Genomic DNA, 13,184 nt, shown 5'->3' on the forward strand with positions numbered 1-13,184 from the left:
CCTGGACTACTCGCCCTGGGCGAAGGTCCGCCGGTACGCGCTCGGTGTGGTGCCGAGCGTGCTCTGGAAGTGCAGCCGCAGGTTCGCACCGGTGCCGAGACCGACGTCGGTGGCGATCTGCTCGATGCTCAGCTCGGAGCGTTCGAGCAGTTCGCGGGCCACATCGATCCGCGCGCGCATCACCCACCGCATCGGCGTGTACCCGATGTCCTCGACGAAGCGCCGCGACAACGTACGCGGCGACACCGCCGCGTGCTGGGCGAGCACGTCGAGGGTGAGGTGTTCACCGAGCCGGCGCAGGGCCCACTCGCGGGTGGCGGCGAACCGCTCGCCCAGCGGCTCGGGCACCCGGCGCGGCACGTACTGCGCCTGCCCGCCGCTGCGGTAAGGGGCCGCGACCAGGCGCCGGGCCGCGTGGTTGGACGCGGCCACCCCGAGGTCGGAACGCAGGATGTGCAGGCACAGGTCGATGCCCGACGCGGCACCGGCCGACGTCAGCACGCTGCCCTCGTCCACGAACAGCACGTTCTCGTCGACCCGGACGAGCGGGTGCTTGGCCGCGAGCGCCCGCGTGTAGTGCCAGTGGGTCGTGGCGCGTCTGCCGTCGAGCAGCCCGGTGGCGGCGAGCGCGAAGGCGCCCGTGGAGATGGCGGCGAGCCGCGCGCCCCTCCGGTGGGCCGCGATCAGCGCGTCGACGACCGGGGGCGGCGGATCCTCGCGGTCGGGGAAGCGGTAGCCGGGGATGAAGACGATGTCGGCCCACGCGAGTGCGTCGAGACCGTCCGCGACGTGGTACGAGAGCCCGTCGCCACCGGTCACGAGACCGGGCGCCGCGCCGCACACCCGTACCTCGTAGGGCATGCTCTCGCGGGTCGTGAACACCTGCGCGGGAATGCCGACGTCGAGCGGCTTCGCACCTTCCAGCACAAGGACGGCGACACGTTGCTGGCGGGGGGACGGCACGGACCCCAGACTACGGGGCCCCTTCCGGACCTGGGCGGACACGGCCCCGTCGCCCGCGGCTGCGCCGCACCGGGCAGGGTGGACACCTGCCCGCGACTTGAGGAGTTTCCGGAGATGACCACACCTTCACCGCATGAGAGGGCACGTCCCGTCGAGCGGGACCCGTCGGGTTCCCCGCGAGATCCGGGGGCGGGCCGCACCTGTCGAATCCATGTGTTCGACGTGGCGTCCCTCTCGGCCACCGTCATCGCCGAGTTCGACCAGATGTCCTTCGAGGCGCCCAACTGGGGAGCTGACGGCGGCACGCTCTATCTGAACGGGGACGGCGCACTCTGGGCCTTCTCCCTCGACTCCCCGCTCGCGCCGCGTCGCGTCCCGTACGAGGGGCTGCCGGCTCTCAACAACGACCATGTCCTCGATCCGCGCGGTGAGGCCGTCTTCATGTCCGCGACGGACGGGCACATCTACCACGGGCCACTGGCCGGCGGCGGCCATCGCCGCGTCACGGACGAGGAGGGGGTCCAGCACTTCCTGCACGGGGTTTCGCCGGACGGGAAGCGGCTCGGCTTCGTACGGATCGACGAGGCCGGCGGTCCGGGCAGGCTCGCTCTGATCGACTCGGACGGTGGTCCGGTCACGGTGGTGGACACGGGCGCGGGCCATGTGGACGGTCCCGAATGGTCTCCCGACGGTGAATGGATCTACTTCAACACCGAGCGCTGGGCGGCGATACCCGGCCACGCCCAACTGGCCAGGGTGCCGAGCGAGAACCCGTCCCCGGAGAAGGTCGAGCGGCTGCTCCCGACCGACACCGTGGACTGGTTCCCGCATCTCGCACCGGACGGCCGTCTGGCCGTCTATCTGCGGTATCCGGCGGGGACGGTCGGCCATCCCGCCGACCTCGACGTGGAGTTGGTCCTCGTCAGCACCTCCGACTGGTCCGCGCAGTTGGCACGTGTGCCGCTGTTCGGCGGTCAGGGCACGATCAACGTCAACAGCTGGAGTCCCGACTCCCGTCGGTTCGCGTTCGTCTCGTATCCGGTGGCCGGCGGCGCGCCCGCCCGCTCAGCCTAGGAAGCTCAGCCGTACCTTCCGGTCCGGGTTGTCGGTGTTCGTGTCGACCAGACAGACCGACTGCCAGGTGCCCAGCTCCAGGCGGCCTGCGAGCACCGGCAGCGTCGCGTGGGGCGGCACCAGGGCCGGGAGGACATGGTCGCGGCCGTGGCCCGGGGAGCCGTGACGGTGCTGCCAGCGGTTGTCCGCCGGGAGCAGGGTGTGCAGCGCGGCGAGCAGGTCGTCGTCGCTGCCCGCACCCGTCTCGATGAGGGCCACGCCGGCCGTGGCGTGCGGGACGAAGACATTCAGGAGGCCGTCGCGGCCGGCGGCGGTCTCGCGGAGGAACCGTTCGCACAGGTGCGTCAGGTCCGTCACGGTCTCGTCGCTGCCGGTGGCGACGTTCACGATCCTGGTGGTGAAGGCGTCGGGCATGGCTCCATCCTGCCGCCTCGCGGGCGGGTGCGCGTGCGGGATGATCCGCGCGACCCCGGCTGTTGGTAGAAGCGTGAACGATTCCGGGGTGGCAGAGGCACGGGACATACGGGACGTGGACGTCGTGGTCATCGGCGCGGGGCAGGCCGGCCTGTCCAGCGCCTACCATCTGCGGCGCTCCGGGCTGGTGCCCGACCGGGACTTCGTCACGCTCGACCACTCCCCTCGGCCGGGCGGGGCCTGGCAGTTCCGCTGGCCCTCACTCACGTACGAGAAGATCCACGGAATGCACGCGCTGCCCGGCATGGAGCTGACCGGCGCCGATGGGAGCCGTCCTTCGTCCGAGGTGATCGGTGCGTACTTCAGCGCGTACGAGGACCGCTTCGGCCTGCGCGTCCGCCGGCCGGTGGATGTGGCGGCCGTACGTGCGGGCGACGGCGGGCGGCTGCGGGTCGAGACGTCGGAGGGTGTCTGGTCGGCGCGGGCGCTGATCAATGCCACGGGCACCTGGGACCGGCCCTTCTGGCCGCGTTATCCCGGGCAGGAGACTTTCCGGGGCCGCCAGCTCCACACGTCCGGCTATCCCGGGCCCGCCGCGTTCGCCGGGCTGCGGGTGGTCGTCGTCGGGGGCGGGGCATCGGGGACACAGCACTTGATGGAGATCGCGGACGTGGCCGCGGGGACGACATGGGTCACGCGCCGGCCGCCGGTCTTCCGGGAGGGGCCGTTCGGCGAGGAGCAGGGCCGGGCCGCCGTCGCGCTGGTGGACGAGCGGGTACGGGCGGGGCTGCCGCCGCAGAGTGTGGTCTCGGTGACCGGGCTGCCGGTGAACGAGGCGATCAGCCGGGCGCGCGAGCGGGGTGTGCTCGACCGGCTGCCGATGTTCGACCGGATCACCCCGTCGGGTGTGGTCTGGGACGACGGACGGCGTGTCGACGCGGACGTGATCCTCTGGGCCACCGGTTTCCGTCCGGCGATCGACCATCTGGCACCGCTGGGACTGCGGGAGCCGGGTGGCGGTATCCGGGTCAAGAACACGCGTGCGGTTAGGGACGAGCGGGTCCATCTGGTCGGGTACGGGCCTTCGGCCTCCACGATCGGCGCCAATCGTGCGGGGCGTGCGGCCGTACGCGACATCCGGACGCTGCTGGAGCACGAACCCGTCCTCGTCTGAACAGGCCGGCTATGGCGTGGCGGAGCTTCTGTTCGCGTTGAACTCCGCCACGTTGCTCCGGTGTTCCGCGTAGTCGGCGGTGAAGCGGGTGTCCCCCGGAGCCACCGTCACGAAGTAGAGCCAGTCACCCTGTGCCGGGCTGATCGCCGCCTTCATCGCCATCTCCCCGGGATTGCCGATCGGCGTGGGCGGCAGACCTCTCAACTCGTAGGTGTTGTAAGGACTTTCGGTCTTCGTGTCGGAGCGCGTGGTGTCCAATGTGCTGCGGTTCAGGGCGTAGTTGAGGGTCGAGTCCATCTGGAGGGGCATGTCCCGCGCCAGTCGGTTGTGTACGACGCGCGCCACCCGGCCCATGTCGGCGGCCGTGTCGGCCTCGGCCTGCACGATGCTGGCGATCGTCACCGTCTGATAGACCGTCATGCCGTTGCGCCGCGCGCCCTCGGTGATGCGCTCGGCGCCGAAGCGCTCCTGTGCCGTGTCGACCATGTAGCCGAGGAGGCCGGCCGGGGTCGCTCCGGCCTCGACCGGATAGGTGGCCGGGAAGAGATATCCCTCCGGGTTGCGGCGGGCGGCGCCGGGCAGTTGGAGCCGGGCGCTGGTGGCCGCCTTCGCGGCCGTACCGGACGGGACACCGAGGACCTTGTCGACGGAGGCGTACACCTCGGTGGCCCGTCGTCCCTCCGGGACGAGCAGCGACACCGTCTTCTTCTCCTCGGCGGGTGGTTCCCCCGTCGTCAGCAGCACCGGCACGAGCACGGCCACCGCGACGGCCACCACCGCCGTCGTGATCAGGACCAGTCGGCCACGGCGCGTCAGTCGGGGCCTGCGCCCGGATGCCGCGCGTGGGGGCTCGTTCGTCATGCGGGCACGCTAACCCGGACAAAGCACGCAGGTCGGTCAGGCCGCGCTGGCGCGCGCGTTCTCGGACGCCGCCTGCGCCGTCGACAGCCTGCCGTCCCTGCGGACGAGTGCCGCGTACCGGCCGTCGTGGTCGATCAGTTCCTCGTGCGTGCCGCGCTCGGCTATGCGCCCGGCGTCGAGGACGACGATCTGGTCGGCGTCCCGCACCGTGGAGAGCCGGTGCGCGATGGTGATGGTCGTACGGCCCTCGGAGAGCGCGTCGATGGCCTGCTGGACCGCGTGTTCCGTACGGGTGTCGAGCGCGCTCGTCGCCTCGTCGAGCACCAGGACAGGCGGGTCGCGCAGGATGGTGCGGGCTATCGCGAGGCGCTGTTTCTCACCGCCGGAGAACCGGTATCCCCGCTCGCCGACCAGCGTGTCGTACCCGTCAGGCAGTGAGGCGATGTGGTCGTGGATCTGCGCCGCCCTGGCCGCCGTCTCGATCTCCTCGTCCGTCGCGTCCGGCTTCGCGAAGCGCAGGTTGTCGGCGACCGAGGCGTGGAAGAGATACGTCTCCTGCGAGACGACACCCACCGCGCGGGCGAGGGTGGCGAAGCTCAGGTCGCGTACGTCGACCCCGTCGAGCAGGACCCGGCCGCCCGTCACGTCGTACAGACGCGGCACGAGATAGCTGAGGGTCGACTTGCCCGATCCGGTCGGGCCGACGACGGCGAGGCTGCCGCCCGCCGGAACGGTCAGGTCGACTCCCTGGAGGGTCTTGCCGTCCTTCTCGTCATAGCTGAAGTCGACGCCGTCGAAGCGCACTTCGCCCCGGACCTTGTCGAGCGCGACCGGCTTCTCGGGTTCGGTGATGTCCACCGGCAGATCGAGATATTCGAAGATGCGCTGGAAGAGCGCGAGCGACGTCTGCATCTGCACGCCGGTGGCGAGCAGGCTCACGGCCGGGCGGAAGAGGCCCTGCTGGAGTGAGACGAAGGCGACGAGCGTGCCGATGGAGACGCCGGTGCCGCCGGAGTGGAGGACGAAGCCGGCCGCCCAGTAGATGACCGCCGGCATGGCGGCCATGACGATGCCGATGACGGACATCCGCCACCGCCCCGCCATGTTCGACCGCACTTCGAGGTCGACGAGTTGCTTGGACTCCTCGGCGAAGGACTTGGTGAGCGAGTCGGCGCGACCCATCGTGCGGCCGAGGAGGATGCCGCTCACGGACAGCGACTCGGTGACCGTGGCGGCCATCGTCGCCATCTGCTTCTGCCGCTGGAGGGTGATCTTCTTGCGCTCACGCCCGACGAGACGGCTGATCCATACGAACACCGGCAGCAGGAGCAGCGAGACGACCGTCAGCCGCCAGTCCAGCGCGAGCATCGCGACGACGGTGGCGATGACGGCGGTGAGGTTGGAGACCAGCGAGGTGGCGGTGGAGGTGACCGTCGCCTGCATGCCGCCGATGTCGTTGGCGATCCGGGACTGGACCTCGCCGGTGCGGGTTCGGGTGAAGAACGCGAGCGGCATGCGCTGGAGCTGCGCGTAGACGGCCGTGCGCAGGTCGTGCATCACGCGCTGGCCGACCGTCGTGGAGATGAGGGTCTGGATGACGCCGAAGACCCCGCTGAGGACGGCGGTGAGGATCATGCCGAGGGCCAGCAGGCTGAGCAGCCCGGTGCGGCCCTGCGGGATCGCGGTGTCGAGGATCTCGCGCAGCATGAAGGGCGAGGCGACGGCCACGAGGGACGAGGCCCCGACGAGCAGGCCGACGACGGCGAGCCTGCCGCGGTAGGGGCGGAAGAGCCGGAAGATGCGGCGCAGCTGGGCCGGCGGCTCGGGCTGCGACGGCTCCAGGGTGCGGGCCGAGGGCTTCCAGGTCGACAGTTCGGACTTCATGGGCTCCTTCGAAGGATTCGGGAGTTCAGGAGTTACGGGAGTTTCAGGGAGTACAGGAAATGCTTGAAGAGCATAGCTCACTGTTACCTAGCTTCACAATGCACTAGGTCCTGTTATTATTCCGCCATGAGCACCCCCGACGCCGACGGCCTGCTGGCCGAACAGCTCCTGAGGCTGACCCGCAGGCTCCACCGCGTCCAGAAGCGCCATCTGGAGCCGATCGGGATCACCCCCGCGCAGTCCCGTCTGCTGCGCACGGTCGCCTTCTACGACAGTCCGCCGCGCATGGCGGATCTCGCCGAGCGTCTGGAAGTGGTGCCCCGCGCCGTGACGAGCCTGGTCGACGGCCTGGAGTCGAGCGGCTGCGTCCGCCGCGCCCCGGACCCGGCCAACCGCCGGGTGATCCGGATCGAGCTCACCGACACCGGTCGAGGCGTGCTGCGGGCGCTGCGCGACGCGCGCAGGAAGGCCGCCGAGGACATCCTGGCCCCGCTGACGGCGGATCAGCGCGACACGCTCGGCGTGCTGTTGTCCGCGCTGGTGGGCGGGCCGGTGGACGGCGTACCGGACCGGCGCTGCTGAGCCGGTTCGCCGAACGGGGCCGACGGGCCGGGCAGTTGGTCCCCTTGCGCATCACCAGCCCCACCGACCAAGGTCCTCCCCGAGGTTCAATTCCGCCGCGCACGTCAGCTCCTTGGGAGGCTTCATGAACGACGCAGCACCGCAGAACCCCGGCGAGAACGACGCGAAGAACGACGCGAACGACCACACGGACAACGACAACGGCGGCTCGATGAGCCGCCGTTCCGCTCTCAGGACGACGGCGGGCGTCGCCGGCGCCGGCCTCGGGCTCACCGCCCTGGGCACCGGCACCAGCACCGCCGCCGCACAGGCCGCCGCCCCCGACAGCGACGGATCCGCCGTCCCCGAGCGCCAGGGCCGCACGATGGCCGGTGTGCCCTTCGAAGGCCGCTCGACGGTCCGCGTCGGCATCATCGGCCTCGGCAACCGCGGCGGCGGCATGATCGATCTGTTCCTCGCGGTGCCCGGCGTCCAGGTCGTCGCCCTGTGCGACACGGTGCGCGACAAGGCGCTCGACGCTGCCGCCAAGGTGGTCAAGGCCGGGCAGCCCGCGCCCGCCGTCTACACGAAGGACGAGCACGACTACGCACACCTCTGCGCGCGCGGCGACGTCGACTTCGTCTACGTGGCCACTCCGTGGGACTTCCACTTCGAGATGGCCAGGACCGCCATGCTGAACGGCAAGCACGTCGGCGTGGAGTGTCCGATCGCGATGCGGCTCGACGAGCTGTGGAAGCTGGTCGACCTCTCCGAGCGCACCCGGCGCCACTGCATGCAGCTGGAGAACTGCGTGTACGGCAAGAACGAGATGCGCGTCCTGCGGATGGCGCACGCGGGCCTGTTCGGTGATCTGCTGCACGGCGCCGGCGCGTACAACCACGACCTGCGCGGCCTGATGTTCGACCCGGACTACTACGAAGGCCCCTGGCGCCGGCTGTGGCACACCCGGCTCCGCGGCGACCTCTATCCGAACCACGGCTTCGGCCCCGTCGCCAACTATCTGGACATCAACCGCGGTGACCGCGCCGTCAGCATCACCAGCATCGGTACGCCCGCGCTCTCCCTCGCCCAGTACCGCGAGGAGAACATGCCGCCGGGCGACGCCAGCTGGAAGGAGAGTTACGTCAACAGCGACCGGACGATCAGTCTGGTGCAGACGGCCAAGGGCCGGGTGGTCCGGCTGGAGCACGACGTCTCGACGCCTCACCCGTACAGCCGTATCAACAGTCTCGGCGGCACGAGGGGCGTGTTCGAGGACTACCCCGAGCGCATCTACATCGAGCCGGATCACGCGAACGACGAGTGGGGCGACTTCGGCGCGTACGCCAAGTGGGACCACTGGCTGTGGAAGGAGCACGCGAATCCGCCGGGCGGGCACGGCGGGATGGACTACATCATGGTCTTCAGGCTGATGCAGTGCGTCCGGCTCGGTCTGGTGCCCGACTTCGACGTCTACGACGCGGCGACCTGGACCGCCCCCGTGCCGCTGAGCCACGCGTCCATCAAGGCGGGTGGCCGGCCGCAGCAGGTTCCTGACTTCACCCGCGGCGAGTGGAAGAAGTCCCGCCCCGGTACGGATTCGGAGAAGCCTCCCGAGGAGTCGTGGCCGAGAAGCGAATAATCGATTGCCCCGGACCGTGCCGTGAGCACAACCTTGGACGGTTTGGGCCACTCCACGACTCACTGGGACGTCATGCAGATTCGCGATCTTCCGTACTCCGATCCAGGGAGACCCGACGCCCGGTCAGGACCGCGCTTCCTGTACTGGCTCGGGCGCAGACAGCTGCGTGGCCAGCTCAAATCGCTCTCCTGGGGGCTGCTGCACCAGCTGGGCGTGGCGGGGCTGCCGCTGGGCGCCGGCCTCGCCGTACAGGCCGTCGTGGACCGCTCGGGCGGGCGGCTCGCGGTGGCCGGTCTGGTCATCGCCCTCTTCGGGTGCGCGATCACCCTCGGCGACACGATGCTGCACCGGGCGGCGGTGACCAACTGGATCACCGCCGCGTCCCGTGTGCAGCAGCTGCTGGCCCGCAAGACCGCGGAGCTGGGGTCGGCGCTGACCCGCCGGGTCGCGGCCGGCGAGGTGGTCGCCGTCTCGACGGGTGACGTCGAGAAAATCGGCTGGTTCGTCGAGGCGCTGTCGCGCTTCCTGGCGGCCGCCATCGCGGTCGTCGTGGTGTGCGTCGGCCTCGTGCTGTATCTGCCGTCGATCGGCGCGGTCGTGGCCATCGGGGTGCCTGTGCTCGCCCTGGCCGTGCTGCCGCTGCTCCCCCGGGCCACGCAGCGCGCCGACATCCAGCGCGAGAAGGCGGGCCGGGCGACCGAGCTGGCCGCCGACACCGTGGCGGGGCTGCGGGTGCTGCGCGGCATCGGCGGCGAGGAGCTGTTCCTCACGCGCTACCGGGAAGCCTCTCAGGAGGTGCGCGGGGCGGCCGTCCGCAGCGCCCGTATGTGGGCGCTGATCTCGTCGATCCAGGTCTTCCTGCCGGGAATCCTGCTGATCACCGTGGTCTGGTACGGCGCGGTCCTCGCGGGCGACGGCCGGATCTCGGTCGGCGAACTGGTCACCGTCTACAGCGCGGTCACCCTTCTCCTCTTTCCGCTCAGGCACTTCGAGGAGATCGCGATGGCGTACTCCTTCTCGCGTCCCTCGGCGAAGCGCGCGGCCCGTGTGCTGCGGCTGGAGCGGACCTCTTACGACGACGAGCGCGGCGGTCTGGACGACGCCCGGCCCACCGGCGACCTCTTCGACCCGGCCACCGGCATGCTCGCCCCGGCCGGACAGCTGACCGCCGTCGTGTGCGGCGATCCCGACGCGGCCGGGCGACTGGCCGAACGGCTGGGCGGACACGCCACCGAGGAGGAGAAGAGCGCTTCCGTTCTGCTCGGTCCGGTGGCGCTCGACGACCTTCCGCTGGACTCGGCGCGCGCCTCCGTCCTCGTACAGGACAAGGATCCGGTGCTGCTGTCCGGGACACTCACGGAGCTGCTTGACGTGCCCGCGTCCCGCGCCGTGAAGCCCCGGGACGCGCTGGACGCCGCGCAGTGCGACGACGTGCTCGCCGCGCTGGTCCAGGCATCGGTGGACGGCAGCGGCGACCCGCTGCGCTCACGCATCACCGAGCGCGGCCGTTCGCTCTCCGGCGGGCAGCGCCAGCGGCTCGCGCTCGCCCGCTCGCTCGTCGCCGACCCCGAGGTGCTCGTCCTCGACGAGCCCACATCGGCCGTCGACTCGCATACGGAGGCGCGGATCGCGGCGGGCGTACGGCGGCTTCGGAGCGGCCGTACGACCGTGGTGTTCGCGTCGTCGCCGCTGCTGCTCGACCAGGCGGACACCGTGGTGTTCGTCCACGACGGGAAGGTCGCGGCCGTGGGGTCGCACCGGGAGCTGCTGCGGGACGACCCGCGCTATCTGAGCGTCGTCACACGGCGGACGGACGAGGAGGCCGACGCGGCGGCGGGGGCCGGTTCCGGCGAGGACGCGCAGGTGCCGACACCGCTGAAGACACACGAACAACTGGCAGAGATCGAGGAATCCGCATGATCGGCGTGGCACCACCGGAGTACGACCCGGCGGCCCCTGAGTCGGCCACGACCCTGCCCGTCGCCCGCCCGACGACCGTGCGGAACTACGTGGTGGAGCTGTTGCGGCGGCACCGCAAGGCGTTCGTCCTGCTCGTCGCAGCCAACGCGGTCGCGGTGATCGCCTCCATGGCGGGGCCGTATCTGCTCGGCGGCGTCGTGGAGGATCTGTCCGAGGGGGCCAAGGGGGCGGGGGAGCTCCATCTGGAGCGCACCGCCGCCGTCTTCGCGGGCGCGCTGATCATCCAGACCGTCTTCACCCGGATGATGCGGCTGCGCGCCGCGATGCTCGGTGAGGAGATGCTGGCCGACCTGCGCGAGGACTTCCTCGTACGGTCGGTACGGCTGCCGCCGGGCGTCCTGGAGCGGGCCGGCACCGGCGACCTGCTGTCCCGTATCACCACCGACATCGACCGGCTCGCCAACGCCATGCGCGAAGCCGTACCGCAGCTCACGATCGGCCTCGTGTGGGCCGCGCTGCTGATCGGCGCGCTGGGCGTCACCGCGCCGCCGCTGGCGCTCGCGGTGGTGGTGGCGCTGCCGCTGCTGGTTGTGGGCTGCCGCTGGTACTTCAGGCGGGCGCCGGCGGCGTACCGCTCGGAGGCGGCCGGTTACGCGGCGGTGGCCGCCGTGCTCGCCGAGACGATCGACGCCGGGCGGACGGTCGAGGCGCACCGCCTCGGCCGCCGCCGCGTGGCGCTGTCCGACCAGCGCGTCAAGGAGTGGACGGCGTGGGAGCGGTACACGCTCTATCTGCGCTCGGTGCTCTTCCCCGTCATCAACCTCACCCACGTCACGATCTTCGCGGCGACGCTGGTGGGCGGCGGTGTTTTCGTGCTCCAGGGCTGGATCACCGTCGGACAGCTGACGACCGGCGCGCTGTTCGCGCAGATGCTGGTCGACCCGGTGGGTCTGATCCTGCGCTGGTACGACGAGCTCCAGGTGGCGCAGGTGTCCATCGCCCGGCTCGTGGGCGTACGCGAGATCGAGCCGGACGACGGTGATGAGAAGGTCGTGCCTGACGGCCGCGACGTCAGCGCCGACCAGGTCAACTTCGGTTACCGCGAAGGCGTCGACGTGCTCCACGAGGTGACGCTGGACGTCGCGCCGGGCACCCGCGTCGCGCTGGTCGGACCGTCCGGCGCGGGCAAGTCCACGCTGGGGCGGCTGCTCGCCGGGATCTACGGGCCGCGCACGGGCCGGATCACTCTCGGCAAGGCCGAGCTGTCGCGGATGCCCGCGGAGCGGGTACGGAGTCATGTCGCGCTGGTCAACCAGGAGCACCACGTCTTCGTGGGCTCGTTGCGCGACAATCTGCGGCTCGCCCGCGCGGACGCGGCGGACGCCGAGCTGTGGGCGTCGCTCGGGGCGGTCGACGCGGACGGCTGGGCCCGCGCGCTCGACGACGGGCTCGACACCGAGGTCGGCTCCGGCGGGGCGACGCTCACGCCGGCGCAGGCGCAGCAGATCGCGCTGGCGAGGCTGGTGCTGGCCGACCCGCACACGCTGGTCCTGGACGAGGCGACGTCACTGCTCGACCCGCGCGCGGCCCGGCATCTGGAGCGCTCGCTGGCGAAGGTGCTGGACGGCCGTACGGTCGTGGCCATCGCGCACCGTCTTCACACGGCGCACGACGCGGACGTGATCGCCGTGGTCGAGGAGGGCCGGATCAGCGAACTGGGCAGTCACGACGAACTGGTGGCGGCCGACGGCGCGTACGCGGCGCTGTGGCGCTCCTGGCACGACTGAGCCTGTCCGCCGGCCCGTGTGTTGCCGGTCCGCGTGCTGCCGGTCCGCGTACTCGCTGACGCGGACCGGCGGACACGCCCTGACCTCCGGCCCGTCAGATCACGTTCAGCGCCGCCGCGCCGCCCACCCCGCCGAGCAGCATGAACAGCGGCATCAGCACCTTCAGCTCCACCCAGCTCCCGGCCCTGAAACGGATGGCCTTCGGCGGGCCGATCGGGTACCAGCGCTTGCGGCCCACCGGGATCGGCCACAGGATCGGGCAGCCCGACACCGTCAGCGCGTCGCCGATGTCGTGCACCAGCGCGCCCAGGACGATCGGCAGCCCCAGCCACAGATACTCCTGGCCGGGAGCCGTGAAGAGCCAGTCCGCGCCGTTGCCGGGCTTGTCCAGCACACCGGCGAGGATCCACGCGCTCGTCGCGCCGAGCAGCCAGACGAGCACGTCGCTGGAGACCCGCGCCGCCCGCCAGAGCAGCCCCTCGACAGCGAGCACCATATGGATGAAGAGCAGCGCGAGGACCGCCCAGCGCCCGCCGAGGAGGGCTGCCGCCGAGGCGCCGCCGCCGATCAGGACGGCCCAGAGCCAGGTGTGGGTGAGGGTGCGGTGGCCGCCGGTCCTGCGGGCGTCCGCCGGTTTCTTTGTCGCCTTGTAGACGGCGAAAGACAGCTTGTCGACAATTTCGCACAGCGCCTTGGACACCGGTCCGAACGCCCGCGAGATCGTCGCCGACTTGTGGTCCAGGTCGGGGGCGAGCGCAGCCCCCGCGCAGATCAGCGCACCGACGACCAGCACCGGCCAGGGCATGGCGCGGTCGGCAGCCGCCGCGGCGGCTCCCACCCCCAGCCAGGCCGCCGCGCCCGACAGCGAATGCGCCGGCCCCATCATGGTCGTCCCCGCATGATC

11 protein-coding genes are annotated in these 13,184 nt (G+C 71.1%); 6 read left to right on the forward strand and 5 right to left on the reverse strand.

Translation table 11 applies throughout. The annotated features are described in order from the left end of the window. Positions 1-6 precede the first annotated feature (6 nt). The gene (locus tag ACFWV8_RS06715) at positions 7-963 is read right to left on the reverse strand and encodes a GlxA family transcriptional regulator (protein WP_384198604.1); all 957 of its coding nucleotides are present in this window, start codon (positions 961-963) and stop codon (positions 7-9) included. Positions 964-1,077: 114 nt separating this feature from the next. Between ACFWV8_RS06715 and ACFWV8_RS06720 the strand changes: the two genes are divergently transcribed. Continuing rightward, a complete protein-coding gene (locus ACFWV8_RS06720; protein ID WP_384198605.1) occupies positions 1,078-2,037 on the forward strand; it encodes a TolB family protein in 960 nt (319 codons plus the stop codon). Here ACFWV8_RS06720 and ACFWV8_RS06725 read toward each other — a convergent pair. Next, entirely contained in the window at positions 2,029-2,451 is a 423-nt protein-coding gene (locus ACFWV8_RS06725; protein WP_384198606.1) for a YjbQ family protein, read from the reverse strand. The genes ACFWV8_RS06720 and ACFWV8_RS06725 overlap by 9 nt on opposite strands. A 106-nt stretch (positions 2,452-2,557) precedes the next feature. Between ACFWV8_RS06725 and ACFWV8_RS06730 the strand changes: the two genes are divergently transcribed. Then, on the forward strand, positions 2,558-3,625 hold the full coding sequence (locus tag ACFWV8_RS06730) for an NAD(P)-binding domain-containing protein (protein WP_384198673.1): 1,068 nt from the start codon (positions 2,558-2,560) through the stop codon (positions 3,623-3,625). A gap of 9 nt (positions 3,626-3,634) precedes the next feature. On the opposite strand, the gene mltG is transcribed toward ACFWV8_RS06730, so the two are convergent. Together mltG and ACFWV8_RS06740 are read right to left on the reverse strand one after the other, a co-directional pair. Continuing rightward, a complete protein-coding gene (gene mltG, locus ACFWV8_RS06735; RefSeq protein ID WP_384198608.1) occupies positions 3,635-4,486 on the reverse strand; it encodes an endolytic transglycosylase MltG in 852 nt (283 codons plus the stop codon). A 36-nt stretch (positions 4,487-4,522) separates the two neighbouring features. Further along, positions 4,523-6,370, reverse strand: coding sequence for an ABC transporter ATP-binding protein (locus ACFWV8_RS06740; protein ID WP_384198610.1), 1,848 nt, complete (start codon positions 6,368-6,370; stop codon positions 4,523-4,525). A gap of 126 nt (positions 6,371-6,496) precedes the next feature. Here ACFWV8_RS06740 and ACFWV8_RS06745 point away from each other — a divergent pair, with 126 nt between their 5' ends. The 4 genes from ACFWV8_RS06745 (at position 6,497) to ACFWV8_RS06760 (ending at position 12,280) form a co-directional block, all read left to right on the forward strand. After that, positions 6,497-6,952: a MarR family winged helix-turn-helix transcriptional regulator gene (locus ACFWV8_RS06745; RefSeq protein ID WP_384198611.1), complete on the forward strand. Its 456-nt coding sequence runs from the start codon at positions 6,497-6,499 to the stop codon at positions 6,950-6,952. A 211-nt stretch (positions 6,953-7,163) separates the two neighbouring features. Then, positions 7,164-8,573: a Gfo/Idh/MocA family protein gene (locus tag ACFWV8_RS06750; RefSeq protein WP_384198674.1), complete on the forward strand. Its 1,410-nt coding sequence runs from the start codon at positions 7,164-7,166 to the stop codon at positions 8,571-8,573. A gap of 72 nt (positions 8,574-8,645) precedes the next feature. Next, positions 8,646-10,493, forward strand: a complete 1,848-nt coding sequence (locus ACFWV8_RS06755; protein WP_384198613.1) for an ABC transporter transmembrane domain-containing protein — start codon at positions 8,646-8,648, stop codon at positions 10,491-10,493. Continuing rightward, positions 10,490-12,280 carry an ABC transporter ATP-binding protein gene (locus ACFWV8_RS06760; protein ID WP_384198615.1) on the forward strand — a complete coding sequence of 597 codons (1,791 nt, stop codon included), beginning with the start codon at positions 10,490-10,492 and terminating at the stop codon, positions 12,278-12,280. Before ACFWV8_RS06755 ends, ACFWV8_RS06760 begins: the two co-directional genes overlap by 4 nt. Positions 12,281-12,374: 94 nt before the next feature. Here ACFWV8_RS06760 and ACFWV8_RS06765 read toward each other — a convergent pair whose 3' ends face one another. Next, the gene (locus ACFWV8_RS06765) at positions 12,375-13,166 is read right to left on the reverse strand and encodes a metal-dependent hydrolase (protein ID WP_384198616.1); all 792 of its coding nucleotides are present in this window, start codon (positions 13,164-13,166) and stop codon (positions 12,375-12,377) included. Positions 13,167-13,184: the final 18 nt, after the last annotated feature.

It is taken from the genome of Streptomyces sp. NPDC058665, from assembly GCF_042714995.1.
In the GTDB taxonomy this organism is placed as follows: Bacteria; Actinomycetota; Actinomycetes; order Streptomycetales; family Streptomycetaceae; genus Streptomyces.

Bases quoted from the DNA above. Each gene is read 5' to 3' on its own strand.
- ACFWV8_RS06755 (WP_384198613.1), top strand. From the start codon at position 8,646: ATGCAGATTCGCGATCTTCCGTACTCCGATCCAGGGAGACCCGACGCC.
- ACFWV8_RS06760 (WP_384198615.1), top strand. From the start codon at position 10,490: ATGATCGGCGTGGCACCACCGGAGTACGACCCGGCGGCCCCTGAGTCG.
- ACFWV8_RS06720 (WP_384198605.1), top strand. From the start codon at position 1,078: ATGACCACACCTTCACCGCATGAGAGGGCACGTCCCGTCGAGCGGGAC.
- ACFWV8_RS06765 (WP_384198616.1), bottom strand. From the start codon at position 13,166: ATGATGGGGCCGGCGCATTCGCTGTCGGGCGCGGCGGCCTGGCTGGGG.
- ACFWV8_RS06740 (WP_384198610.1), bottom strand. From the start codon at position 6,370: ATGAAGTCCGAACTGTCGACCTGGAAGCCCTCGGCCCGCACCCTGGAG.
- ACFWV8_RS06745 (WP_384198611.1), top strand. From the start codon at position 6,497: ATGAGCACCCCCGACGCCGACGGCCTGCTGGCCGAACAGCTCCTGAGG.
- ACFWV8_RS06750 (WP_384198674.1), top strand. From the start codon at position 7,164: ATGAGCCGCCGTTCCGCTCTCAGGACGACGGCGGGCGTCGCCGGCGCC.
- mltG (WP_384198608.1), bottom strand. From the start codon at position 4,486: ATGACGAACGAGCCCCCACGCGCGGCATCCGGGCGCAGGCCCCGACTG.
- ACFWV8_RS06725 (WP_384198606.1), bottom strand. From the start codon at position 2,451: ATGCCCGACGCCTTCACCACCAGGATCGTGAACGTCGCCACCGGCAGC.